The organism is Pseudactinotalea sp. HY160, assembly GCF_009372055.1.
GTDB lineage: Bacteria > Actinomycetota > Actinomycetes > Actinomycetales > Beutenbergiaceae > HY158.
Genome location: NZ_WHMT01000005.1, coordinates 17,590 through 40,931 on the forward strand (window position 1 = coordinate 17,590; position 23,342 = coordinate 40,931).

At 73.3% G+C, this 23,342-nt stretch carries 22 protein-coding genes; 10 read left to right on the forward strand and 12 right to left on the reverse strand.

Annotation, left to right across the window (positions count from 1 at the left end; translation table 11 throughout):
* Nucleotide 1: 1 nt before the first annotated feature.
* The 4 genes from GCG21_RS06625 to GCG21_RS06640 all read left to right on the forward strand — a co-directional run bounded on the left by GCG21_RS06625 (nt 2) and on the right by GCG21_RS06640 (nt 4,322).
* A complete protein-coding gene (locus tag GCG21_RS06625; RefSeq protein WP_152818493.1) occupies nt 2–991 on the forward strand; it encodes an ABC transporter permease in 990 nt (329 codons plus the stop codon).
* On the forward strand, nt 988–1,812 hold the full coding sequence (locus tag GCG21_RS06630; protein WP_152818494.1) for an ABC transporter permease: 825 nt from the start codon (nt 988–990) through the stop codon (nt 1,810–1,812). Before GCG21_RS06625 ends, GCG21_RS06630 begins: the two co-directional genes overlap by 4 nt.
* Nucleotides 1,809–3,545 (forward strand): ABC transporter ATP-binding protein, encoded by a 1,737-nt coding sequence (gene nikE, locus GCG21_RS06635; RefSeq protein ID WP_152818495.1) that lies wholly within the window; start codon nt 1,809–1,811, stop codon nt 3,543–3,545. The genes GCG21_RS06630 and nikE overlap by 4 nt, the downstream gene beginning before the upstream one ends.
* 249 nt (nt 3,546–3,794) lie before the next feature.
* Nucleotides 3,795–4,322, forward strand: coding sequence for a CarD family transcriptional regulator (locus GCG21_RS06640; RefSeq protein ID WP_152818496.1), 528 nt, complete (start codon nt 3,795–3,797; stop codon nt 4,320–4,322).
* Nucleotide 4,323: 1 nt separating this feature from the next.
* Here the strand turns inward: GCG21_RS06640 and GCG21_RS06645 are convergent, their stop codons facing one another.
* A complete protein-coding gene (locus tag GCG21_RS06645) occupies nt 4,324–4,626 on the reverse strand; it encodes a metalloregulator ArsR/SmtB family transcription factor (protein WP_194164972.1) in 303 nt (100 codons plus the stop codon).
* A gap of 105 nt (nt 4,627–4,731) precedes the next feature.
* On the opposite strand from GCG21_RS06645, the gene GCG21_RS06650 reads away from it, so the two are divergent.
* The 5 genes from GCG21_RS06650 to GCG21_RS06670 are packed head-to-tail and all read left to right on the forward strand — an operon-like array spanning nt 4,732 to nt 10,023.
* The gene (locus tag GCG21_RS06650) at nt 4,732–6,375 is read left to right on the forward strand and encodes an ABC transporter substrate-binding protein (RefSeq protein ID WP_370517353.1); all 1,644 of its coding nucleotides are present in this window, start codon (nt 4,732–4,734) and stop codon (nt 6,373–6,375) included.
* Complete coding sequence (locus GCG21_RS06655; protein WP_152818654.1) at nt 6,372–7,442, forward strand: ABC transporter permease; 1,071 nt, start codon at nt 6,372–6,374, stop codon at nt 7,440–7,442. Before GCG21_RS06650 ends, GCG21_RS06655 begins: the two co-directional genes overlap by 4 nt.
* Nucleotides 7,432–8,301, forward strand: coding sequence for an ABC transporter permease (locus GCG21_RS06660; RefSeq protein ID WP_370517354.1), 870 nt, complete (start codon nt 7,432–7,434; stop codon nt 8,299–8,301). Before GCG21_RS06655 ends, GCG21_RS06660 begins: the two co-directional genes overlap by 11 nt.
* Nucleotides 8,298–9,338 (forward strand): oligopeptide/dipeptide ABC transporter ATP-binding protein, encoded by a 1,041-nt coding sequence (locus GCG21_RS06665; RefSeq protein WP_370517355.1) that lies wholly within the window; start codon nt 8,298–8,300, stop codon nt 9,336–9,338. The genes GCG21_RS06660 and GCG21_RS06665 overlap by 4 nt, the downstream gene beginning before the upstream one ends.
* Nucleotides 9,328–10,023 (forward strand): ABC transporter ATP-binding protein, encoded by a 696-nt coding sequence (locus GCG21_RS06670; protein ID WP_370517356.1) that lies wholly within the window; start codon nt 9,328–9,330, stop codon nt 10,021–10,023. The genes GCG21_RS06665 and GCG21_RS06670 overlap by 11 nt, the downstream gene beginning before the upstream one ends.
* A gap of 48 nt (nt 10,024–10,071) precedes the next feature.
* Here the strand turns inward: GCG21_RS06670 and GCG21_RS06675 are convergent, their stop codons facing one another.
* The 11 genes from GCG21_RS06675 to GCG21_RS06725 form a co-directional block, all read right to left on the reverse strand.
* A complete protein-coding gene (locus GCG21_RS06675; protein ID WP_152818499.1) occupies nt 10,072–10,953 on the reverse strand; it encodes an urease accessory protein UreD in 882 nt (293 codons plus the stop codon).
* Entirely contained in the window at nt 10,950–11,774 is an 825-nt protein-coding gene (ureG, locus tag GCG21_RS06680; RefSeq protein ID WP_370517357.1) for an urease accessory protein UreG, read from the reverse strand. The genes GCG21_RS06675 and ureG overlap by 4 nt, the downstream gene beginning before the upstream one ends.
* The gene (locus GCG21_RS06685; protein WP_152818500.1) at nt 11,767–12,432 is read right to left on the reverse strand and encodes an urease accessory protein UreF; all 666 of its coding nucleotides are present in this window, start codon (nt 12,430–12,432) and stop codon (nt 11,767–11,769) included. Before GCG21_RS06685 ends, ureG begins: the two co-directional genes overlap by 8 nt.
* Nucleotides 12,433–12,440: 8 nt before the next feature.
* Nucleotides 12,441–14,150, reverse strand: a complete 1,710-nt coding sequence (locus tag GCG21_RS06690; RefSeq protein WP_152818501.1) for an urease subunit alpha — start codon at nt 14,148–14,150, stop codon at nt 12,441–12,443.
* Nucleotides 14,147–14,611, reverse strand: coding sequence for an urease subunit beta (locus GCG21_RS17220; RefSeq protein ID WP_152818502.1), 465 nt, complete (start codon nt 14,609–14,611; stop codon nt 14,147–14,149). Before GCG21_RS17220 ends, GCG21_RS06690 begins: the two co-directional genes overlap by 4 nt.
* On the reverse strand, nt 14,608–14,910 hold the full coding sequence (locus GCG21_RS06700; protein ID WP_152818503.1) for an urease subunit gamma: 303 nt from the start codon (nt 14,908–14,910) through the stop codon (nt 14,608–14,610). The genes GCG21_RS17220 and GCG21_RS06700 overlap by 4 nt, the downstream gene beginning before the upstream one ends.
* Nucleotides 14,911–15,050: 140 nt before the next feature.
* A complete protein-coding gene (locus tag GCG21_RS06705; RefSeq protein WP_152818504.1) occupies nt 15,051–16,547 on the reverse strand; it encodes an APC family permease in 1,497 nt (498 codons plus the stop codon).
* A 66-nt stretch (nt 16,548–16,613) separates the two neighbouring features.
* Nucleotides 16,614–17,852 (reverse strand): NAD(P)/FAD-dependent oxidoreductase, encoded by a 1,239-nt coding sequence (locus GCG21_RS06710; protein WP_152818505.1) that lies wholly within the window; start codon nt 17,850–17,852, stop codon nt 16,614–16,616.
* A complete protein-coding gene (locus tag GCG21_RS06715; RefSeq protein WP_152818506.1) occupies nt 17,849–19,282 on the reverse strand; it encodes an NAD(P)/FAD-dependent oxidoreductase in 1,434 nt (477 codons plus the stop codon). Before GCG21_RS06715 ends, GCG21_RS06710 begins: the two co-directional genes overlap by 4 nt.
* Entirely contained in the window at nt 19,279–20,706 is a 1,428-nt protein-coding gene (locus GCG21_RS06720) for an FGGY family carbohydrate kinase (protein WP_152818507.1), read from the reverse strand. The genes GCG21_RS06715 and GCG21_RS06720 overlap by 4 nt, the downstream gene beginning before the upstream one ends.
* Nucleotides 20,707–20,715: 9 nt before the next feature.
* On the reverse strand, nt 20,716–21,492 hold the full coding sequence (locus GCG21_RS06725) for a DeoR/GlpR family DNA-binding transcription regulator (RefSeq protein WP_152818508.1): 777 nt from the start codon (nt 21,490–21,492) through the stop codon (nt 20,716–20,718).
* Nucleotides 21,493–21,727: 235 nt separating this feature from the next.
* Here GCG21_RS06725 and GCG21_RS06730 point away from each other — a divergent pair, with 235 nt between their 5' ends.
* The gene (locus GCG21_RS06730; protein WP_152818509.1) at nt 21,728–23,275 is read left to right on the forward strand and encodes a glycosyl hydrolase family 18 protein; all 1,548 of its coding nucleotides are present in this window, start codon (nt 21,728–21,730) and stop codon (nt 23,273–23,275) included.
* Nucleotides 23,276–23,342 lie beyond the last annotated feature (67 nt).

Here is a 23,342-nt window from a genome sequence, read left to right on the forward strand (position 1 = left end):
AATGGCCATCCTGCGCTGGCTCGCCGGCCGGCTCGCCGCGGCGGTGCTCGTCGCCTGGGTCGTGGCCACGCTCGTGTTCTTCGCGCTCCGGGCGGCCGGGGGAGACCCGAGCGAGGCCATCCTCGGCGGGCCCGGCTCCCAGGCGAGCCCGGAGGCGATGGCGCGGGTGCGCGAGGAGTACGCCCTCGATCGGCCGATCCTCGTGCAGTACCTGCACCAGCTCGCGCGGGTGGCCACGTTCGACCTGGGCGATTCCTATTCGAGACGGCGCCCGGTCGCCGAGCTCATCGGCGCTCAGCTCGGGGGCACGCTCACCCTCGCGGTCGTCTCCCTCGCGCTCGCCTGGGTCCTCGCGCTCGCCGTGGCCACGGTCGCCGTGCTCTCGCGGGGACGACGCGGCCGGGCCGGTGTCGGCCTGCTGCGGGGGGCGGAGGTGGTTGCCTCCGTCATGCCGCACTTCTGGCTCGGCGCGGTTCTCATCGCCGTGTTCGCCGGCGGGCTCGGGTGGCTGCCGGCCACGAGCAGCGGGCTCGCCCCGGCCGGGCTCGTGCTGCCGGCGATCACGCTCGCCGTGCCCGTGGCCGGATTCCTCGGACAGGTCATGCGCGACGGCCTCGACGAGGCGCATGCGGCCCCGTTCGCCACGACCGCCCGCACCCGGGGGGCGAGCGAGGCCCGCGTGCTGTGGTTCCATTCGCTGCGGCACGCCGCCCTGCCGGCGATCGCGCTGAGCGGGTGGGCGTTCGGCGCGCTGCTGTCGGGGGCCGTGGTCGTGGAGACCCTGTTCGCCCGGCCCGGCCTCGGGCGGCTGCTCATCGAGGCGACCCACTCCCGGGACGTGCCCCTGGTCATCGGGGTGGTGCTCGTGGTGGCGCTCGGCTACGTCGTGGTCATGTCGGCCACCGACGTGCTCGAACGCATCGTGGACCCGCGCCTGCGCGGCCGGACGCAGGTGGTCGCGGCCGCCCCGGCGGGGGAGGTCGTCGGATGAGCACTCGACCGGGCGGGTGGCTCGCGGGGCTGGGCCTCGGCGGCACGGTGAGCCTCGCGATCGTCGCGGCGCTGCTCGTCGCCGCGCTCTGGCCGGGCCTGCTCGCCCCGGGCGACCCGACGGCGATCGCGCCCACGGAGGCGTTCGCGCCACCGGGGCGGGCGGGGATCGCCGGCACCGACGCCTCGGGCCGCGACGTGTACACCCGCATCGTCCACGGCACGGGCCTCTCGCTGGGCATCGCGGCGGCCGCGACCGCGATCGGCCTGTCCCTCGCGGTCGTGCTGGGATTCGGCGCGGCCCTCGGCCCCCGCCGCCTCGACGCCGGCCTCAGCCGGATCATCGAGGTGATGTTCGCGCTGCCCTCGCTCGTGCTCGCCCTGCTGCTCGTGGCCGTGCTCGGCGCCGGGGTCGAGGCCTCCGTCATCGCGGTGGGGCTGGCGACCGCGCCCGGCTACGCCCGGATCCTGCGGGCCCGCGCCCAGGCCGTGGCCCGCAGCCCGTACGTGCTGGCCGCCCGGCTCGAGGGACTCCCCGGCCCGCGGGTGTTCGCCCGTCACGTGCTCCCGAACACCGTCTGGCCGCTCGTGGCCGTGGCCACCCTGGGGGTCGGGCAGGCGATCATCTGGGTCTCGGCGCTCAGCTATCTCGGGCTCGGGTCGCTGCCGCCCTCGCCGGAATGGGGGGCGATGCTCAACGACGGCCGGCTCTACATCGACAGCTCCTGGTGGCTCACCCTCGCCCCGGGGCTGGCCATCACCGTGACCGCCGCCGCCCTGACCCTGCTCGGGCGGCGCATCAGCGCGGCGGCCCCGGCATGAGCGGGCGCGCCGCGGGCGACCCGGTGCTCGACCTCGCCGGCCTCACCGTCGCCTTCCCCGGGGTGGGAACCGTGCTCGACGGCGTCGACCTGCGCCTGGCTCCGGGCCGGTGCCTGGCCGTCGTGGGGGAGTCCGGGGCCGGCAAGTCGGTGCTCGCGCGCAGCCTCGTCGGGCTCGCGGGCGAGGGCGGATCCCCCGCACGGACCTCGAGCGATCGATTCCTCGTCGCCGGCCGCGACGTGCGCCGTGCCACCGCGGCACAGTGGCGCTCCCTGCGCGGGCGGCAGGTCGGCTTCGTGCTCCAGGACGCCCTCGGCTCGCTCGACCCGCTGCGCACCGTCGGCGCCGAGGTCGGCGAGACCCTCCGGCTGCGCGGTGTCGGCCGCATCGAGCGCCGGCGCCGCGTGCTCGAGGCCCTCGCACGCGCGGGCCTCGACGAGCCGCAGACCCGGGCCGCGCAACGCCCGGGGGAGCTGTCCGGGGGGATGCGGCAGCGGGCCCTCATCGCCTCCGCGATCGTGGGCCGGGCGCCGCTCCTCGTGGCCGACGAACCGACCACCGCGCTCGATGCCACGACCGCCCGCGGCGTGCTCGAACTGCTCGCGGGCCTGCGCGATCGGGGCACCTCGATCGTGCTCGTCACCCACGACCTGTCCGCCGTGGCCCGGCTGGCCGACGAGGTCGCCGTGCTCGAGGCCGGCCGGATCGTCGAGCACGGCGAGACCGGCGAGGTGCTCGGGCGGCCCCGCCATCCCCGCACCCGGACGCTGCTCGACGCCGTTCCACGGGGACCCCGGCGCCCGCGCGGGTCGCGAGGGTCACGGGGCCCGAGCGAACCGCTGCCGGAACCCGCGGCGCACCCGAGCACCCGAGGCGAGCGGGCGTCGTCCCCACGCGGTCGCAGCGGCACGGCCTCAGGCGAGGAGCTGGGCGAAGCTCGGGGCGTGGATCGGGGGGAGGCGGGCCGCGAGGTGCTGCGCGCCACCGGGCTGCGGCATCACTACCGGCTCCCGGGCGGGCGCTCCCTCGCGGCCCTCGACGGCGTGGACCTGTCGGTCCGGCGCGGGGAGTCGCTGGGAATCGTCGGCGAATCGGGCAGCGGGAAGTCGACGCTCGCGCGGATGCTGCTCGCGGCGGAGCGCCCCGACGAGGGCCGCGTCGACCTCGCCGGGGCCCCGTGGACCGACCTGAGCGAGCGCCGCCGCCGGATCCACCGCGGCCGCATCCGGCTCGTGCCCCAGGACCCGCTCGGCTCCTTCGACCCGCGCTGGAACGCCGGCACGATCCTGCGGGCGGCGATCGACGTCGCCGGCACCGACCACACCCCGCGCGACCTGCTCGAGGCCGTGCGCCTGCCCGTGGCCGTGCTCGACCGCCGCCCCCGCGCGCTCTCGGGGGGGCAACGCCAACGGCTCGCGATCGCCCGCGCCCTCGCCGCCGACCCCGAGGTGCTCGTGCTCGACGAGCCCGTCTCCGCCCTCGACGTGACCGTGCAGGCCTCGATCCTCGACCTGCTCACGGACCTGGCGCGGCGCACCGGGACCGCGCTCGTGTTCATCTCCCACGACCTGGCGGTCGTACGCACGGTGTGCGAGCGGGTGGCCGTCATGCATCGGGCCCGCCTCGTGGAGGAGGGGCCGGTCGAGGCGGTGTGGGCCGCCCCCGCGCACCCGGCGACCCGGGCGCTGCTCGAGGCCGCCGAGGTGCCGATCCCGGCCCCGGAGGGCGCCTGATCCGGTGCCCATCCGTAACCGATCGACAGGTCACTACCATCGACTGGCATTTATGTCCAGATTATGAGACAATGGTCCAGTCGACTCGCGGAGGTCGGGCACAACCACCAGATGTGATTGTGAATTCCTCCGTGTCTCCACTGCTCCACCCGGAGGGGGAATGGCGGGGAGCGAGACAGTCTCTGGCGGCCGGCAGAACGCGGAAATCGAGGCTGAGTGCGGCGCACTCATGTGGGAAGGGATTCTTCAGTGAAGTTCTCCAAGGGCCAGATCATCGTCCACCCGCAGCACGGACCCGCGACGGTCGACAAGCTCTCCACCCGCAAGATCCGGGGCGAGAGTAAGCGGTACCTCATGCTGACGGTGAGAAGCGACGGGATGGAGGTCGCCTTGCCGGTCGACCTCGCGGAGGAGCTGGGCGTGCGCGCCGTGGTCGACGCCGACGGCGTCAAGGAGATCTTCGAACTGCTCGTGGCCGACAGCGAGCCCTTCGACAACGTGTGGTCGCGCCGCTTCAAGAGCTACACCGAGCGGCTGCGCAGCGGGAACCTGCGCACGCTGGCCGGGCTCATCCGCGACCTCGCCCGCCGGAACGAGGAGAAGAAGGTCTCCTACGGGGAGGCGAACATCCTGCGCGAGGCCACCGCCACCTTCGCCGCGGAGCTCGCGATCGCCCTCAAGGTGAGCGAGGAGCAGGTCGAGGAGATGATCTTCACCGCGGTGCTCGAGCGCGAGGTCCCGCCCCTGACCGCCGAGGCGCTCGCGCTGGCCAGCTGAGTCACGCCTCGTGGGTCGCACCCATGAGGTGGAGGAGTTCGTGCACGGTCGGATCGACCAGCGTGTAGCGAACCGACCGGCCGCTGCGATCGTCGCGCACCCAGCCTTGCAGGCGCAGTAGGCGCAGCGCCTGCGAGGCGGCGGTCTCCGTCATGCCCGCGCTCCGGGCCAGGTCGCCGACCGTCGCCGTTTGCGGGCCGGCCTCGTGCATGGCCGCGAGCAGCCGCAGCCTCGTCGGCGCCCCGAGGAGGCTGAAGCGCTCCGCCCAGGCCGCGATGTCCGGGCCGTGCTCGTCTGCGTGCATCCGCCCACTCTGCCCGATCGGCACAGATCGGGCCATACCTGCTGATATGTGCAGGTGTTCAGATTAGACTCGGCCGATCGTCATGACCCGATCGGAAGGCTCCGCGTGAGAGCGCCAGCGACACGAGCCCGCATCGCAGCGGGGGCATTCGCCGCACTCTCGCTCGCCGCGTGCACGGGCGGCCCCGCCACCGGGTCGGGCGCCGGGTCGGGCGCCGGCGGGGAGGACCCGGGGGCGGCGGGCGAGACCCTCGTGCTCGGCGACCCCCAGCCCCTGGGCGGCTACAACCCGATCAACGGCTACGGCGAGCTGGGTGTCTCTCCCCTCTACGACGGCCTGCTGCGCCCGCAATCCAGCACGGACGGCGCCCTGCCCGCCCTCGTTCCGGCGCTCGCAGCCGCCGACCCCGTGGGCAACGCGGACAGCACCCGCTGGGAGGTCGACCTGCGCGAGGGGGTCACCTTCTCCGACGGGTCCGCCTTCGATGCCGCCGACGTCGTGGCCACCTACGAGGCGGTCTCGGACCCGGCGTCCGCGTCGGCCGTCGCCGCCGCCTACGACGTGATCGGGTCGGTCACCGCGCTCGACCGCCACCGCGTGCGCTTCGACCTCACCCATCCCTACAGCGCCTTCCCCGTGCTCCTCCTGCTCGGCATCGCCCCCTCCGAGGCCCTGACCGGAGGCCCCGCGGTCGACTCGGCCCTCAACCGCGCCCCGATCGGCACCGGACCGTACGTGCTGGCCGACCTGAGCGCCGACCAGGCTGTGTTCGAGGCCCGGGAGGACTACTGGCGCGGTGAGCCCGAGGTGAGCCGGTTCGTGGTCGCCCACCTGCCCGACGACAACGCGCGCGCCCAGCGGATGCGCGCCGGCGGCCTCGACGGCACGGTGCTCCCGCCCCGGCTCGCCGCCACCTTCGAGGGCGTCGACGGCGTCCAGGTGGTCTCCGCGCGCTCGGCCGACTGGCGCGGGGTGTCCCTGCCGGCCACGAATCCGTTCACGGCCGACGAGGCCGCCCGGATCGCGATGAACCTCGGGGCCGACCGGGCCGGGCTCATCGCCGACGTGCTCGCCGGCCGCGGCCGGCCCGCCCACACCCCGGCCGCCGCCGTCTACGGCGACGCCTTCGACCCCGCGGCCACCTTCGCCTACGACCCCGACCGGGCCCGGACAATGCTCGACGAGGCGGGGTGGCTGCCCGGCCCGGACGGGATCCGCGAACGCGGCGACGACCGGGCCGAGTTCACGCTCATGTATCCGGCCTCGGACTCCCTGCGGCGCGATGTGGCCACCGCCTTCGCCGCGGACATGGCCGCGCTCGGCATCCGGGTGGAACTCGAGGGCGCCTCGTGGGACCGCATGGACGCCCGCCTCCCCGACGTCGCCATCCTCTTCGGCGGCGGCGACAAGCCCTACGACCTGGACACCCAGCTGTACGGGGTGCTGCACTCCCGCGGCCCCGAGACCGCGCCGTACGACAACCCGGCCGGGCTGACCATCCCCGGCGTCGACGCCGCGCTCGACCGGGCACGCCGCAGCCTCGAGGAGGGCGAACGGGCCGAGGCCTACCGCGCCGCCCAGGCCGCGTACATCGACCACCCCACGCACGTGCTGCTCACCTTCCTCGACCACACCTACGTCATCGCCGACGACGACTGGGACCGCGGGCCCCTCGTGCTCGAGCCCCATTCCCACGGGGTCACGTGGGGGCCCTGGTGGAATATGGCGGGATGGCGCGGCTCGCCATGACCGACCCGACCGACACGATCGACAGAGTTGACCCAGCCGACAGAATTGCCAGGGCCGCCGTCGGGAGCCCACCACGGGGCAGGTGGCGGCGCCGGCGCGGCGACCTGGCCCGGCTCGGGGGCCGGCGGCTCGCGGCGGCGGTGCCGATCCTCGTGGCGGTCTCGGCGGGGGTGTTCGTGCTCGCGTCCCGCTCGCCGTTCGACCCGCTGGCCGCCTACCTGGGCGACCGGTACCAGCACACCTCGACCGCCCAGAAGGCGTCGATGAGCGAGCACCTCGACCTCGACGCGTCGTGGTGGCACGGCTGGCTCGCGTGGGCCGGGGACCTGCTCGGCGGCGACCTGGGCTGGTCGCGGGTCTATTCGGCCCCGGTCACCCAGGTGATCGGGGAGCGGCTCGGCTGGACCGTGCTGCTCTCCGCCGGTGCCCTGGTGATCGCGGTCGCCGCGGCGCTCGTGGGCGGAACGCTCGCCGGGCTGCGGCCCGGCTCGCCGCTCGATCGGATCTGCTCCGGGTGCGCCGTGGTGATCCAGGCGATTCCACCGTTCGTGCTCGCCCTCGGCGGCGTCGCGGTCGTCGCCGTGCTGCTGCGCTGGGCCCCGGCGGGTGGGGCGAGCGCGCCGGGCCGGGCACCCACGGTCGGGTCGGTGGCCGCGCACCTCGTGCTGCCCATGCTCGTGCTCGCCCTGAGCCAGCTCCCGTGGCTGCTCCTGTCCGTGCGCGCCTCGGTCGCCGCCTCGGTCGGCTCCGATGCCGTGCGCGGCGCGCGTTCACGCGGGCTGGCGCCGGCACGGATCGTGGCCGCCCACGTGCTGCCCGTCTCGCTCGCCCCGCTGGTGACGATCATCGGAGCGCGCCTGCCCGAGCTCATCGTCGGCGCCGTGCTCGTGGAGGAGATCTTCGCCTGGCCCGGCGTTGCCGGCGCGGTGGTCACCTCCGCCCAGGCGCTCGACCTGCCGCTGCTCGCCGCCCTGACCGTGGCCACCACCGCGGCCGTGCTCGCCGGCTCCCTTCTCGCCGACGCCGCCTACCTCCTGCTCGACCCCCGGGTGAGCCGTGACGTCTGAGCCGACCCGGACCGCGCCCTCCCGCCGCCGGACCCCCATCAGATGGACCGGCCGCGCCCGCATGGGCCGGTTCGGGGTGCCGCTCACGGTGCTCGCGCTGGTCGCGGGCTACGCGATCGTCGTGCCCTGGCTCGCCGGCGGGGCGACCGCCGACTTCTCCCGCGCGCTCGAGCCCCCGAGCGCCGCGCACTGGTTCGGGACCGACCACTCCGGCTACGACCTGTTCGTGCGCACCGCCGCGGGCCTGCGGATCTCGCTGATCATCGCGGCCGTGTGCGCCGTGGTCGCGACCGCGGCCGGGGGAGCGGTCGGGGCACTGGCGGCCACGATGGGCGGCCGGTTCGACACCGTGGTCATGCGCCTGACGGACGCCGTCAACGCCCTCCCGCACCTGCTGCTCGGCATCGTGCTCGTGGCCTTCTACCGGGGGTCCGTGCCCGCGATCATCGCCTCGATCGCGCTCACCCACTGGCCCCAGATCGCCCGGATCGTCCGCGCCGAGATGCTCACCGTGCGCGGGGCCGACTACGTCGAGGCCGCCTACCTGTGGGGCGCCACCCGTGGACGCGTCCTGCGTGAGCACCTCGTGCCCGCCGCCCTCCCGCAGGCCGGCATCGCGCTCGTGATGATGCTCCCGCACGCGATCTGGCACGAGTCCACGCTGAGCTTCCTCGGCCTGGGGCTCTCCCCGGACCGGCCCAGTATCGGCACCCTGCTGGAGATCTCTCGCGGTGATCTGCTCACCGGCGCCTGGTGGTCCTTCGCCGCGCCCGCCGGCCTGCTCGTGCTCACCACCCTCGCCGTCGCCGGCCTGGGGGCCGCCGCCCGCGGGCGCCGGCCACGCGAGGCGATCGCGTGAGGACGACGCAGCCCGCCCCGGCCGCGCCCATCCAGGTCGCGCGGCTCACCCTGCGGCTGCCGGCCGGTGCGTCCTGGGTGCATGCGGCCACCGACGTGAGCCTCGACCTCATGCCCGGCACCGTGACCGTGCTCGCCGGCGAATCCGGCAGCGGCAAGACGACCCTCGCCTCGGCGCTGTGCGGATTCCTGCCGCCCGGCACCCGGGCGAGCGGGTCGATCCGCGTCGCCGGCACCGAGATGCTCGGCGCCGCGGACCATCGGTGGCGGCCGCTGCGCGGACGATTCCTCGGGTTCGCCGCCCAGTCCGGTGCGACCACGTTCACGCCCGTGCGCACGCTCGGCAGCCAGCTGGACGAGGCGCTCCGGGCCACCCGGCCCCGCGGTCCCCACGGTCCCCACAGTGCCCGCGGTCCCCACAGCGCCCGCAGTTCCCGTGGCTCCCACCCGCCCCGCCGGATCGGCGGCCCCGGCCGGGACGGTGGGGCCGCGTCCCTCCTGCCCACCGGTGAAGCGGCCGCCTCGACCGCGGACCTGCTCGCGCGCGTCGGGCTCCCCGCCGCCGTGGCGGGGCTGTATCCGCACGAACTCTCCGGCGGGATGGCCCAGCGGGCCGCCGTCGCGGCCGCCCTGGCCGGGAACCCACGGGTGCTCGTGGCCGACGAGCCGACCGCCGGCCTCGACCCGGACCTGTCGAGGCGGATCCTGGCGCTCCTGCGGGAGGTGGCCGACGCCGGCGCCGCGGTCCTGATCATCACCCACGACCTGCAGGCGATCGAGACGACCGGCGTCGCCGACCACCTGGCGATCATGTACGCGGGGCGAATCGTCGAGACCGGGCGAGCGGGCGCCGTCCTCACGCATCCGGTTCACCCCTACACGGCGGCGCTGCTCGCGGCGCTGCCCTCCCGCGGGCTCCAGCCGATCCCCGGGCTGCCGCCCGAGCTGACCGACCTGCCCGCGGACTACTCGTTCGCCGACCGGCTCGCGGCCGCGGGCCCCACCGCGGGAGGTGAGGATGGCGCTCGTGGCCGCTGACGTGGGCTTCCGCTACGACGCCGGCGGGCCCTGGGTGCTCGAGGCCGTGAGCCTGCGGGTCGAGCCGGGCACGGTCGTGGGGCTGCGCGGGCCCTCGGGCGCGGGGAAGACGACCCTGACCCGGATCCTCACCGGCCTCCGGATGCCCGGCAGCGGCCGCGTCACGGTCGACGGTGTGGCCGTCGCGACGCGGCGCGGGCGCATGGACGGGCGCGTCGGGCTCGTGCACCAGAGCCCGCGCACCGCGACCGATCCCCGCCGGCGACTCGAACGGATCATCACCGAGCCGATCCGCCACGGTGCGGGCCGGGCGGGCCGGGCCGGCTCTGCCGATCGGACCGACCGGGTGACTGCGGCCGCCCTCGCGCGCCGGGCCGGGCTGACCGAGGACCTGCTCGACCGGCTGCCGGGGCAGGTGTCCGAGGGGCAGCTGCAGCGGGCGTGCCTGGCCCGCAGCCTCGCCGCCGCTCCCGACTACCTCATCTGCGACGAGCCGACCGCGATGCTCGATGCCGCGGCCACCGCCACGATCGCGCACCTGCTGCGCGGCCTGGCCGCGGCGGGCACGGGGGTGCTCGTGGTCAGCCACGACCGGCTGCTGCTCGGGGCGTTCGCGGATCGAGTGCTCGAGCTGGACGAGCTCGAGCGAACGGGCCGACCCGCTGCCGAACCCGGGACTGCGTGAAGGCTCCGGCCCGATCCCTCGACAGCATCCCGCATTCGGCGCCCGGTGCTAATCAGCTGCCAGGGCGGGGGCCGGGTCCGGGATGAGCGAGGGCTCCGAGGGCTCCGAGGGCTCCGAGGGCTCCGAGGGCGCTGGCGACGCTGAGGACCCTGACGACGCTGAGGGCTCCGATGACCCTGACGACCTTGGGGACGCCGGGGACTCCGGGGCGAGGAACTCCTCGTGCCAGCGGTCCCAGGAGCCGGCCACGGACTCCTCGGCGGTGTGCGCGTGCGGAGCGAGCGCGCGGGCCATCGCCCCGGGGCCCGCGAACCGGGTCTCGTGGCCGCCCGTGACCCGGTCCGGGCGGGAGCCGAGCAGCAGCACCGAGGCCATCGCCCGGTTCGGGCCCATGATGCCGGGCAGCTCCCGGTCGGGGGCGGCGCGCAGGTCCAGATCCTCGACCAGGAGGGCGTGGCCGTCGTGGTTCACGTGCGTGGTGGACCGCAGCGGGCCGCCCGTCGCCTCATAGGTGCGCCCGAACATGAGGGTCTCGCGCAGGAGCGCCCGGGCGCCGGCGGCGAGCTCGACGTGAGTGTGCCGCACGAGGTTCGCCCCGGCGGTGATCACGAACGGGGACGCGGGCCAGACGAGCCGGGCCCCCGGCCCCACCGTGACATCGGCTCTCCAGTGGGCGACGCCGCCCTGCACGTGATACGCCACGGTCCCCGACGGCTCGATCACCTCCAGGTACACGCCGGGGCCGACCTCGAGGTCGATGCGCAGGTCGTCGCCGGCGAGGAGGGTGGCATACGTGCCCACGAGCGCGAGCCGGGCCGAGGCGCCGTCGACGTCCATCGGTCGCGGGCGCAGGTACGTGCCGACGCCGAGGTCGGTGAACCGCGCGCGGCCGTCGACGAGGTGGACCCGCGCGCGCGTCGGCCGGGTCATCCGAGCGATGCCCCGGGCCGGGCGTGACTGTGCCCATGTTCCTCGCCGTCGGCGTGACTGTGCCCATGTTCCTCGCCTTCGGCGTGGCTGTGCCCATGTTCCTCGCCGTCGGCGTGACTGTGCCCATGTTCCTCGCCTTCGGCATGGAAGTGCGGCGCCATGGGGCCGGGGTCGCGGGGGACGTGCCGCCCGTGCCGATAGTCGTCGAGGATCGTGCGCACCCACTCGGCCTGGGCGGCGATCGTGTGCTGGTCGTGCTGGCTCATCGCGAGCACGGGCAACCCGCCGCGGGCCGCGCGGGCGTCGGCGACCATCCGCTCGACATCCACGCCGACGTAGGGGGCCAGGTCGATCTTGTTCACGAGCAACAGGTCGGCGCGTTCGATCCCCGGCCCACCCTTGCGCGCGACGTCCCCGCCGCCGGCCACGTCGAGGCAGAAGATCTGGGCGTCCACGAGCGCGGGGCTGAACGTCGCGGTGAGGTTGTCACCGCCGCTCTCGATGATCACCAGATCGAGCGGGGCGAACTCCTCCTCGATGTCCTCCACGGCGAGCAGGTTCGGGGTGATGTCGTCGCGGATCGCGGTGTGGGGGCAGGCGCCGGTCTCGACCGCGTGGATGCGCTCGATCGGGAGCACTCCGGCCGCGCGCAGCAGCCGGGCGTCCTCGTCGGTGTAGATGTCGTTGGTCACCACGGCGATGCTCAGCTCGTCGGCGAGGGCGCGGCACATCGTGGCGATCAGGGTGCTCTTGCCGGTCCCGACGGGGCCGGCGACCCCCAGTCGCATGGCGCGCCGGGTGGCGGTGTTGTTCTCAGGCACGGAAGATTCTCCTTGTCTTGCCGGCGTGATCGAGGGACCACTGTTCGGCCGATGGGGCGGTCAGGGCGGGCAGGTCGGTGACCGTGTCGATGGCGAGGACCTGGGCGATGAGGGCCTCGATGAGTGGCTCGAGGTCGATCAGCCAGCCGACCGTGTCCACCGGGTCGATCGGGGCGAGCTTGAGGGTGGCCGAGGTGACCGTCTGGATGTCGTCGTAGAAACTGGCGCGGGCCAGCGCCTCCGCGCTCATGCCCATGGCGGCGGCGACGGCCCCGAGCGCGATCGGGCGGAGCGGGGTGTCGATCCCGCGCAGCGCGATCACGCCGGGATGGTCGGGCCACAGGCGCCGGGCCATCCGAAGCAGGCCCCGCCCCAGGAATCCAGAGATCTCCCGCAGCGGCTCGCTCGGGGTGCGTGCGAGCAGCGCCTCATGAACCCGCGCCAGGCGGTCGGGGGCGTCGAGCGCCGATCGCTGCGCGAGCACGGCGGCGCTCGCCTCCACCAGGGCCACGGTCCGGGCGCGGGCACGGATATAGGCGGGAATGTCCGCGGGGGCCAGCCCGGCACCGAGCGCGGGCTCCAGGCCGCCGGAATAGGCGTAGCCGCCCGAGGGCAGGCGCCCGTCGGTCAGGAGCAGGGCTCCGAGCGTTCCGGCCATCGGCGCCGTCAGAACATGAGGTACCGCTGCGCGAGCGGGACCTCGGAGACGGGCTGGGGCCGCACGAGCTCGCCGTCGATCGTGATCGCGAAGGTCTCCGGATCCACGTCGAGGGCGGGCAGGGCGGTGTTGTTGGGCATGTCCTTCTTGCCGATCTCCCGGGTCGGGCGCACGGCGGCGAGGCGGCGGGTGAGGCCGAGCCGGTCGGCCAGGCCGTCCTCGAGGGCGGCCGGGGAGACCCAGGTGGTGGCCAGCCGTGCGGCCGAGGAGGCCTCGGCGGGCAGTGTCGGGCGCACGAACACGGGCTGCGGGTTGGGCACGGCCCCGTTCGGGTCGCCCAGCGGGGCGGCCACGATCGCGCCGCCCTTGATGACCGCCCAGGGCCGGATGCCGAAGAACGCGGGATCCCACAGCACCGCGTCGGCGAGCTTTCCCGACTCGATCGAGCCGATCTCGTGGTCGATCCCGTGCGCCACGGCCGGGCAGATCGTGTACTTGGCCACGTACCGGCGCGCCCGCTCGTTGTCGGCGGGCAGCTCGGAGTCGAGACGCCCGAGCCGGTTCTTCATCACGTGCGCCACCTGCCAGGTGCGCGTGATCAGCTCTCCGATGCGGCCCATGGCCTGCGCGTCGGAGGAGGTGATCGACAGGGCGCCCATGTCCTGCAGGATGTCCTCGGCGGCCATCGTCGAGGCGCGGATCCGGGATTCGGCGAAGGCGAGGTCCTCGGGCACCCGCGGGTTGAGGTGGTGGACCACGAGCAGCATGTCCAGGTGTTCGTCGACCGTGTTCACCGTGTGCGGCAGGGTCGGGTTGGTCGAGGCGGGGAGCACGTTCGCCTCGGCCGCGACCGTGATGATGTCGGGGGAGTGGCCCCCGCCCGCGCCCTCGGCATGGAACACGTGGATGCCGCGGCCGGCGATCGCATCGAGGGTGTCCTGCACGTAGCCGGTCTCGTTCAGACTGTCGGCGTGGAGCGCGACCTGGAGCCCGAACTCGTCCGCCGCCCGCAGCGACGCGTCGATCGCCGCCGGGGTCGCACCCCAGTCCTCGTGCACCTTCCAGCCGCCGGCGCCGGCGAGCGCCTCCTCGGCCAGGGCCGCCTGGGAGACGGTGCTGCCCTTGCCGAACAGGATGACGTTGAGCGGGAGATGATCGAGCGCGCGGTGCATCATCGCCAGCGACCACGCCCCGGGCGTCACGCTCGTGGCCTTCGAGCCCTCGGTCGGGCCGGTGCCGCCGCCGGTGACCGTGGTGATCCCGGTGGCGAGGGCTTCGTGCATCTCGAGCCGACTGAGGAAGTGCACGTGGGTGTCCATCGCGCCCGGGGTGAGGATCTTCCCCTCGCCGGCGATGACGTCGGTGCTCGGGCCGATCTGCATCCCGGCCGTGATCCCGTCCATGACATCGGAATTGCCGGCCTTCCCGACGGCGACGATGCGCCCGTCGCGGATGCCGACGTCGCCGCGCACGATGCCCCAGTGGTCGAGCACGACCACGTTGGTGATGACCAGGTCGAGGGCGCCCTCGGAGCGCAGCGTCGACCCCTGGCCCATGGACTCGCGGATCGTCTTGCCCCCGCCGAAGGACGTCTCGTCCCCGCCGGCGGTGCGGTCCTCCTCGATCTCGATCCACAGGTCGGTGTCACCGAGCCGGATCTGGTCACCCACCGTGGGCCCGTACAGCTGGGCGTATTGACGACGGTCGATCCAGCTCATGAGGGCTCCTCCTCGGACTCTCCGGTGACATCGGCGGCGTCGGGGGCGTCGTCGCTGATGCGGATGTGCATCCCCATCGCCCGCGGAGGCTTCTCGCTCTCGGTATTGGGCGTGCCGAAGGGGACGACGCGGCGCGGCTCGCGTTCGACGGCGTGCCCCTCGAGGGGGCGGTCGCGCAGCTGCAGGCCGGGCACGTGCCTCCGGCCGCCGAGGGCGACGAGATCGACGGTGCGGCTCACGCCCGGCTCGAAGCGGACGGAGGTGCCGGCGGGGATGTCCAGGCGGAAGCCGACGGCCGCCTCGCGGTCGAATTGCAGCGCCGGGTTCGCGTCGGAGAAGTGCAGGTGGGAGCCGACCTGGATGGGCCGGTCACCGCCGTTGACCACCACGAGCGGCTTGCGCTCGCGGCCGGAGTTCATCTCGAGCGGCTCGGGCCGGGTGCGGATCTCGCCGGGGATCATTGGATCGGATCCGTGATCGTCACGAGCTTGCGGCCGTCGGGGAACGTGGCCTCGACCTGGATGTCGCCGATCATCTCGGGCACGCCCTCCATGACCTCCTCCCGGCCGAGGACCGTGCGCCCCTCGGCCATGAGATCGGCGACCATCGCCCCCTCCCGCGCCCGCTCGATCACCCAGCACGACAGCAGCGCCGTTGCCTCGGGATGGTTGAGCAGGACTCCTCGTCCGCGCCGGTCGCGCGCGATCATGCCCGCGACGCTGAGCAGCAACTTCTCTGTGTCGGATGGAGCCAGATGCATGAGTGACCTCTCTTCCGCCTGCTCGGCCGACACTAACAGCGGAAGGTTCCGGCGTCATCGGCTCGCGGGCGATTGCGGGCCCGGTCTTGCACCGACGGGCGGCCACCGCGTTCGGTGACCGCCCGCGTGTGCCCTTCGGATCAGTGCCGGCGCGACTCCTGCGGGAGTTCGTCGAGGGTCGAGTCGATCGAGGCCATGTCGGGCATCGTCAGTCCCTCGACCCCCTTCTTCTTGAGCAGGAAGGAGAAGTAGACGGCGCCGATGGCGAGCATGACGAACACGTACGCCCACGAGGCCCGGAACGACTCGTCCCGGAAGATCGCGAGCTCCCACACGAGCCACACGACCGCCACGACGAGCACGGGGATCTCCCATCTGCCGAGGCTGAACCCGCGGGTGGGCGGCAGCTGCTTGCGCTTGACGATGTAGAGCAGCACGGTGCCGGCGTAGATGCAGGCGGGCAGCAGGGTCGCGGCGGAGAACAGCGCGAACAGCGCGTCGGTGCGGAAGGAGAAGACGCCGAGCACGATTTGGCCGATCGCGAACATGAAGAACGTCGCGTTCATCGGCGTGCCCCGGTTCGGGTTGATCTTGCGCCAGGCCTTCCAGCCCGGGAAGCGCTCGTCGCGGGACATGGCCCACACGAGCCGCGACCCGCTCAGGGTGATCACGAGCCCGCAGGAGAAGATCGAGATGACGACGAGCACGAGGAGGGCCTTGCCGACGAAGCTGCCGAGCACTCCCTGGATGATGTCGGCGACCGGGGTGGCCGACTGGGCCAGGCCCACCGGGTCGCCGGCGAGGCCGGTCACCGCGACGATGAACAGGAAGCCGATGATGCCGAGAGTGAGTACGGCCTGCCACATCGCGCGGGGCACGACGCGGGCCGGGTCGCGGGTCTCCTCGGCCAGGTTGGCGGCCGACTCGAAGCCGACGATCGTGAACGCGCCGATGAGGAAGCCGAGCGCCCAGGGGCTCACCTGGGTCAGCGAGCCGAGGCCGAAGTAGCTCTCGGCCGGGATGTCCGCCTTGGTGAACAGGTTGGCCACGTCGAACTGGCCGGTGGCGATCCCGACGGCGAACAGGAGCACGACGAGCAGGATCATGCCGGTCAGCTGGATCGTGACGGCGGTGTTGTTCACCTTCTGGGTGGCGTGGGTGGACAGGGCCACGAGAAGGGCCTGCAGCATGATGACCACGGCCGTGATCGCCCAGGCGTTCGTCGCGGTGCCGACGTAGCCGAAGAGCACGGGCAGGATGGCCGAGGCGATCGTGTAGTCCACGGCGACGACGACCACGCCGAGGAACATGAACGAGACCCAGCCCATGATCCAGCCGAGCACGGGGTTGGCGAGGCGCGAGACCCATTGATACGCGTACCCCGTGACCGGCACGCGCGCGGCGAGCGAGCCGAAGATGAGGGCGACGGCGAGCTGGCCCACGACCACGATCGGCCAGGTCCACATCCCGAGCGGCCCGGAGGTGAGCAGGACCGAGCCGTAGGCGGTGAAGATACCGGTGGCGATCGACACGAAGCCGAACGCCACCGCGAACAGGGTGAACGGGCTCAGGTCCTTGGCCAGCGTCGGCTGGTCGGGGGTGCCCGAGCGCGGCTCGGGGTTGAGTGACTGCGTCATTGCGTTCCTTCGTGACTGGCCCCCGGCGTCGGCCGGTGAGCGGGGGGACAAGCGGGGTGGGGGATCTCAGAGCGAGATCGTGATCGGGCCCGCCCCGGGGACGGCGCCGGTGAGCAGCGACCACGGGATGCGGAAGACCCGGCCGGGTGAGGCGGGCCACGGCAGGCGGCGGCGCCCGATGACCGCTCCCGCCTGGGAGACGGTCACGGTCGGTGCGCCGATGTACTCCTCGCTCCACGTCAGGATCCGCTGACGCGCGGGCGGCAGGTGCGGGTGAAACCAGCCGGGCGAGGCCCAGCGCAGCGGTGCCGCGACCTCGATCCGCAGCCCGCCTCCCCACGCGGGGGAGTCCGGGTGGGCGAGGAAGCGGGCGATGGCCCCGGCCGCGTGCCGGCCGCCGAGCGCCGCGACGTCGGCGGTGTCCACGGGGTGGACCGCGTTCCCGGCGGCGAACACGCCGACGTGGCTCGTGCGGCCGAGCGCGTCGACCAGCGGCCCGCGGGTGCCCGGGTCGAGGGCGAGCCCGCCGGCCCGGGCGAGTTCGTGGTCGGGGATCCAGTCCCCGGTGAACACGACCGTGTCGCATTCGACGATCCGGCGTTCGCCCGTGCGGGAGTCCTCGAGTTCCACCCCGGTGACCCGGTGGCGGCCGAGCACCTGGGTCACCCGGGCGTGGGTCGCCAGGGGGGTGCGGAACATCGCCCGGCCCCCGAGGTTGAACACGCCGTAGGACTCGGGGCGGGCGTGGCGGGTGACCATCGCGACCGTCTCGCAGCCGGCCTCCCGCAGGGTCATGACGGCGGACCAGGACACGAGTTCCCCGCCGACGACGACCGCCTTCGTGCCCGCGCCCCGGTGGTGGAGGTGCACGGTGTTCTGCAGTTCCCCGGTCGTGAGCACCCCGGCGGGCCGGCCGCCGGGGATCATCCGGGCCGACCGGGGGCGCTCGCGCGCGCCCGTGGCGAGCAGGGTCACCCGTCCGCGCAGGCGCGAGTGGCCGGCGGGGCTCGTGCATTCGGCGCCCGTCTCCGGAGTCCAGGCGGTGACCATCGTGCCGGTGCGCAGCTCGACGCCCGCGTCGAGGGCGGCGTCGACGAGCCGGGCGGCGTACCTCGGGCCGGTCGTCACGGTGTGCAGGTCGCGCATGCCGTAGCCGATGTGGTCGCTGTGGCGGGGGATCCCGCCGGCGGTCCGCTCGCGCTCGAGGACGACGACGCTCGCCCCGGTCCGCAGCCGCAGCTCGGTGGCGGCCGTGAGTCCGGAGGGCCCGGCGCCGATGACGAGGACGTCCGGGTTCGTGGTCATTCCTGCTCCTCAGGCTGCTGGTTCTGCTCGGGCTGCCGGATCCGGCAGGGCGGTCCGGGGTCCCGGCCGTGCTCGGTGATGAGCGCGTCGACGGCGGCGCCGCAGAAGAATCCCTGGCAGCGCCCGTTCGTGGCGCGGGTGCGCCGGCTCACCCCCGCCCGATCCACGGCGGGGACGGCGCAGCACAGGCTGTCGCGGATCTCGCCGGCACTCACCCGTTCGCAGAAGCAGACGATCTCGCCGTAGCTCGGGTCCGCCGCGATGCGATCCGGCTGCTGAGAGGCCCGGGGGAAGCGCTCGCCGAGGTTGGGCATGACCGGCACGGGGGCCGGATCCGGCCGGGCGGGCAGGTTCAGGCCCGCGGCGGCGAGCTGCTCCTCGGCGTACTCGGCGATGGCCAGGGCGGAGGTGAGGCCGGTCGATCGGATGCCGCCGACGAGCAGGTACCGTTGCGCGGCGTCGACTTCGATGAGGTAGTCGGGGTGGTCGATGCTCGCCCGCAGCCCCGCGTAGGAGGCGGTCACCTCCTCGTCGAAGAGGCGGGGCATGAGCCGCTCGCCCTTGCTTCGCAGGAACTCGAACCCACCCTCGGAGGTGTTCGTGGCGGTCCGGTCCTCGAGGTTCTCGGCCGTCGGGCCGAGCATGACGTTCCCGAACGCCGTCGGGCTCACGAGCACACCCTTGCCGAGCGCCGTGGGCACCGGCAGCACGATCCGGGTCACGAGCGGGGCCGCGAGCTTGTCGAAGACGAGGAGTTCGCCGCGGCGCGGGGTGACCGTGAACCGGTCGTGGCCGAGGAGCCGGTCGAGGGTGTCGGCGCCGAGCCCGGCCGCGTTGACGAGCCAGGTTGTGGTGACGTCCCCGGCGCTCGTGTGCACCGTCGTGGTCGAGGCTCCGACACTCACGCCGGTGACCTCCCGCCCGAGCAGGAGGTGCGCCCCGTTCGCCGTCGCCTCGGTCGCGAAGGCGAGCGACGGCGTCCATGGGTCGATGATCGACTCGTCGGGCACCGTGAGCCCGGCGAGCGCCCCGGGCCCGAGGTGGGGCAGTGCCGCGTAGACCTCCTCGGCGGGGACGATGCGGCAGGCGTCGTAGCCGTTCGCCTCGGCCTTGGCCTTGAGGGCGGGCAGTGCCTCGACCTCGGTCTCGTTCCAGGCGACGAGGATCGCACCGGTGCGTTCGACGGCGATCCCGGCGGCCCGTGCGTAGTCGCCGAGCAGCCGGTATCCGCGGCGCACGAGTCGGGCCTCGAGCGTGCCGGGCGCGGCATCGAAGCCGGTGTGGAGGATGGCGGTGTTCGCCTTGGAAGTCCCGGTGCCCACGTCGTTCGCGGAATCGAGGACCGCAACCGAGGCGGTCGTGCGGCTGAGCCCGCGCGCGAGGGCGGCGCCGACGACGCCGGCTCCGACGATGAGGATGTCGTAGGTCATGAGCGCTCCTGGGGAAGGTTCGCGGTGAGGGCCGAGAGCCAGTCCGACCGGAATCGGGTGGCCTCGGCGCGGTCGATCGCGGGGGTGTGAGACTGGGACGGCTGCCAGGGGATCGGGGCGTCGGTGAGGGGCAGGGCCGGGTCGAGGGCCATGCGTGCGCACGCCGCGGCGCCGAGGGCGGTCGCGTGGGGGGAGGCGAAGACGTCCACCGGTGCCTGGAGCAGGTCGGCCTGGGTCTGCATGAGCACGCGCGAGCGGGTGAGGCCGCCGTCGACCCGGAGCCGCTCGATCGACTGCCCGCCGGCCCCGGATTCCACGAGACCGGCGAGGTGTGCGACCTGTGCGGCGATGCCGTCGAGGACGGCGCGAACGATCTGTCCGCGGCCGGAGGCGAGGCCGAGGCCCGTGAGCACGGCGCGCGCGTCGGAGCTCCACCACGGGGCCGCGAGGCCGGCGAAGGAGGGCACGCACATGACGCCCTCGGCGGAGGCGGCGGCCACGCCGTCGAGCGCGGCCGCCGAATCGATGAGGCCGAGGTCGATGAGCCAGCGCACGGCGGAGGCCGCGGTGTAGACCTGACCGTCCGCGCAGTAGGTGGTGGCGCCGCGCAGGGTCCACGCGACCGAGGTGGTCAGGCCGTTGTCGAACCGGGTGGGGGTCGGGCCGAGATTGGCCAGCAGGAACGCCCCGGTGCCGTAGGTGCACTTCGCGGTGCCGGCCACGGTGCAACTCTCGGCCAGCAGCGCGGCCTGCTGGTCCACGATGAGGCCGGTGACCGGCACCTCGCCGCCGAAGAGCGTGGTCGTGCCGACGATCTCGTCGCTGGCGACGAGCTGCGGGAACTCCTCGGAGTCGAGGCCGAAGAGGCGCGCGAGGTCCGGGTCCCACGTGACGCGGTCGAGATCGAGCAGGAGGGAGCGGGAGGCGGTCGAGGTGTCGGTGACGAACCGCCCCGTGAGGTGGTGCACGATCCATGCGTCGGTCGTGGTGACCACGCCGGCCGCGGTCCAGTGACGCCGGAGCCAGGCCATCTTGGGAGCCGTGAAGTACGGGTCGAGTTGGAGCCCGGTGCGGGCCTGCACGCGCGCGGCGTGGTCGGCCAGCTCGGTGCAGATCTCCTCGGCCCGCCGATCCTGCCACGACAGTGCCGGCGTGAGCGGCTCGCCCGTCTCTCGGTCCCAGGCGAGCACGGTCTCGCCCTGGTTCGCGAGCGCGACCGCACTCAGCGGCACTCCGGCCGCGGCGACGGCCTCACGGGCGGAGTCGAGGATCGAGGCGAGGAGCTCGCCGGGATCCTGTTCGACGACGCCGCCCGGGCCGTAGTGGGGGCGGATCTCCCGGTCCGCGACGGCGAGGATCGTCTCACCGTCGACGACGATCGCCTTCGTTCCGGAGGTGCCTTGGTCGATTGCGAGGATGGCCATGGGGTTCCTTCAGGAGTGGATGGGGCCGACGATGACGTCGATGCCGTGGGAGTCGAACGCGTCGCGGTCACTCTCGGAGATCCCCGGATCGGTCACGACGGCGTCGACCTCGGACAGGTCGCAGACTCGGTAGGGGGCTCGGACGGCGACTTTCGAGGAGTCCGCCAGGGCGTAGGTGTGGGCGCTGTTGGCCATGACCACACGCTTGATGTCGACCTCGGCGAGCTCGAAGTCGGTGATTCCCGCCTCGAGGTCGACCCCGCCGGTGCCGAGGAGGGTGACGTCCGGGTTGATGTCGGCGAGGAAAGCGCGTGCGGTCGGACCGGAGATCGACATGTCTCCGCCGCGGACCCGGCCCCCCGGGACGAGCACCTCGATCGCGGCCGACTCGCTCAGGATCTCCGCGACCCGCATCGAGGGCGTGACCACGGTGCCCCGGAACTCGGGGGCGAGCACGGTCGCCACCGCGGCCGCCGTGGTGCCGATGTCGAGGAAGACCGTGCGGGATTCGGCGACCAGCGCCGCGGCGGCGTGGGCGATCACGTTCTTCTCCGCGGCCGCGAGGTCCTGCCGAGCCGGGAACGACGGTTCGGTCGAGACCGCGGTGCGCCGGCGGACGGCGCCACCGCGGACCCGCTGGAGGGCGCCCTGCCGATGGAGATGGTCCAGGTCGCGGCGGACCGTCTCGACCGAGACGTCGAGTTCGGAGGCGAGGGCGTCGTTGGAGATCGACCGGTGTGATCTGACGAGGTCGACGATCCGGGCGCGCCGCGTCGCTGCAAGCATGAGCCGTCCTTGGTCCGGGGATGATTACCGATCGTGCCCGCAAGCACGCAAGACCGGGCAGCTTCTGTCAAGAACGGGCAGCGGTCACAGCCTCGGGCTGGCCGGGAGTCCGCCGCTTCGACCAAAGTCGATCGATCGAGTTCTTCGGTAGCGGACAGGGCTTGACAGCCGCGTTCGGACCCCCATAGGTTGTCTGTGCCAGATAGGAAAGTTTCCTTCCAATTAGGAGAGTTCGATGACGAACTTCAGGACCCGACGGTCCCGTACTGCCCTCGGAGCGGGCGTGGCCATCGCCGGCCTCGCCCTCGCGGGCATCGCGGCTCCAGCCCAGGCGGCGCCGACCGAAGCGGGGGATCCGATTCCCCCGCATGTGTTCGCGCCGTATTTCTTCAACGACAATCCCACCGACGAACTCTTCGAGGTGAGTCAGGAGTCGGGGGCGCAGTACATGACCCTCGCGTTCCTCGAGACCCTCCAGCCGGGGGACTGCACCGTGTACTGGAACGGTCGGTCCGACTCCCCGATCGGACCCACCTATAGCGACGGCATCGAGGCCATCCGGGCCGCCGGCGGCGACGTGTTCCCCTCCTTCGGGGGTGCTCGGACCGGATCGAACGGTACCGAGCTGGCCGACAGCTGCACGGACGTGAATGCGATCGCCCGGGAGTTCATCCGGGTGATCGAGGCCTACGACTTCACCCGGATCGACCTCGACATCGAGGGCGGGTCGTTGACCAAGCCCGGCGCCGACGCCGCCATCGACCGCCGCAACCAGGCGATCAAGATCGTGCAGGACTGGGCCGCCGACGAGGGCCGCACGGTCGAGTTCGTGTACACCCAGCCCACCTACGCCAGCGAGGGCCTCAACGCGGGCAGCATGAAGCTGCTCCGCAGCGCCGTCGAGCACGACGTCGAACTCGCCGGGGTCAACATCATGACCTTCGACTACTACGACGCGGTCTCGAACGCCTGCCGGCGCGGCGACGGTCCGCCGCACGACATGGCCGCCTCGACGATCAGCGCCGGCACGGCGCTGCACGGAATCCTCGCCGATCTCTACCCGGACAAGTCCGACAGCGAACTCTGGGGAATGATCGGGATCATCGAGATGCCCGGCAACTCCGACTTCGGCCCATGCGAGGCCTTCAGCACCGAGGATGCGGTCAAGGTGCTCAACTGGGCGATCCAGAAGGACATCCTCGCGCTCTCCTTCTGGGTGCTGCAGCGTGACGCCCGTGGCCTCAACGGTGCCGAGCCCTACCAGTTCTCGCGGATCTTCGCCCCGTTCACCCACGGTGACAACGAGGCGCAGACGACCGTGACCACGACGGTCAAGGCGGGCCCGCTCAGCCTCGAGGCCGATCTGGCCCCGGTCGTGCTGCCCGACGTCACCCTCGACGGCACCGACCAGGTCGTCTCCGGGGCGCTGGGTCAGGTCACGGTGGTCGATGCCCGCGGCACCGGTGCGGGCTGGTCCCTCACCGGTCAGGCGAGCGACCTGCGCGCACCGGCGGGTGACCACGTGCTCGATGCGGCCAACCTCGGGTGGCGTCCGGCCGCCTCGGTGGCCGCAGGCGGCGATCTCGCCGGAGACGACGTCGCGGTGAGCGCGGGCGAGGACCAGCCCCCGGGCTCCGGACTCGACGAGGCGAGCACGCTGTGCTCGGCGACCGGTGCCGGATCGGGCGGCAGCTTCGACTGCTCGGCCGACCTCGACCTCGGGGTGCCCTCGAACACGACCCCGGGAACCTACACCGGGGTGCTCACCCTCACCCTCATCTAGAACGACGCCACCAGGCCTCGCCTGCTGGACCGATGTCAGGAGCGCCGAACCCCTCGGCGCTCCTGAC

Excerpts from the sequence above, each read along its gene's own strand:
- GCG21_RS06625 (WP_152818493.1), top strand. The coding sequence starts at position 2 with ATGGCCATCCTGCGCTGGCTCGCCGGCCGGCTCGCCGCGGCGGTGCTC.
- GCG21_RS06630 (WP_152818494.1), top strand. The coding sequence starts at position 988 with ATGAGCACTCGACCGGGCGGGTGGCTCGCGGGGCTGGGCCTCGGCGGC.
- nikE (WP_152818495.1), top strand. The coding sequence starts at position 1,809 with ATGAGCGGGCGCGCCGCGGGCGACCCGGTGCTCGACCTCGCCGGCCTC.
- GCG21_RS06645 (WP_194164972.1), bottom strand. The coding sequence starts at position 4,626 with ATGCACGCAGACGAGCACGGCCCGGACATCGCGGCCTGGGCGGAGCGC.
- GCG21_RS06655 (WP_152818654.1), top strand. The coding sequence starts at position 6,372 with ATGACCGACCCGACCGACACGATCGACAGAGTTGACCCAGCCGACAGA.
- GCG21_RS06675 (WP_152818499.1), bottom strand. The coding sequence starts at position 10,953 with ATGACCCGGCCGACGCGCGCGCGGGTCCACCTCGTCGACGGCCGCGCG.
- GCG21_RS06685 (WP_152818500.1), bottom strand. The coding sequence starts at position 12,432 with ATGGCCGGAACGCTCGGAGCCCTGCTCCTGACCGACGGGCGCCTGCCC.
- GCG21_RS06690 (WP_152818501.1), bottom strand. The coding sequence starts at position 14,150 with ATGAGCTGGATCGACCGTCGTCAATACGCCCAGCTGTACGGGCCCACG.
- GCG21_RS17220 (WP_152818502.1), bottom strand. The coding sequence starts at position 14,611 with ATGATCCCCGGCGAGATCCGCACCCGGCCCGAGCCGCTCGAGATGAAC.
- GCG21_RS06700 (WP_152818503.1), bottom strand. The coding sequence starts at position 14,910 with ATGCATCTGGCTCCATCCGACACAGAGAAGTTGCTGCTCAGCGTCGCG.
- GCG21_RS06705 (WP_152818504.1), bottom strand. The coding sequence starts at position 16,547 with ATGACGCAGTCACTCAACCCCGAGCCGCGCTCGGGCACCCCCGACCAG.
- GCG21_RS06710 (WP_152818505.1), bottom strand. The coding sequence starts at position 17,852 with ATGACCACGAACCCGGACGTCCTCGTCATCGGCGCCGGGCCCTCCGGA.
- GCG21_RS06715 (WP_152818506.1), bottom strand. The coding sequence starts at position 19,282 with ATGACCTACGACATCCTCATCGTCGGAGCCGGCGTCGTCGGCGCCGCC.
- GCG21_RS06720 (WP_152818507.1), bottom strand. The coding sequence starts at position 20,706 with ATGGCCATCCTCGCAATCGACCAAGGCACCTCCGGAACGAAGGCGATC.
- GCG21_RS06725 (WP_152818508.1), bottom strand. The coding sequence starts at position 21,492 with ATGCTTGCAGCGACGCGGCGCGCCCGGATCGTCGACCTCGTCAGATCA.
- GCG21_RS06730 (WP_152818509.1), top strand. The coding sequence starts at position 21,728 with ATGACGAACTTCAGGACCCGACGGTCCCGTACTGCCCTCGGAGCGGGC.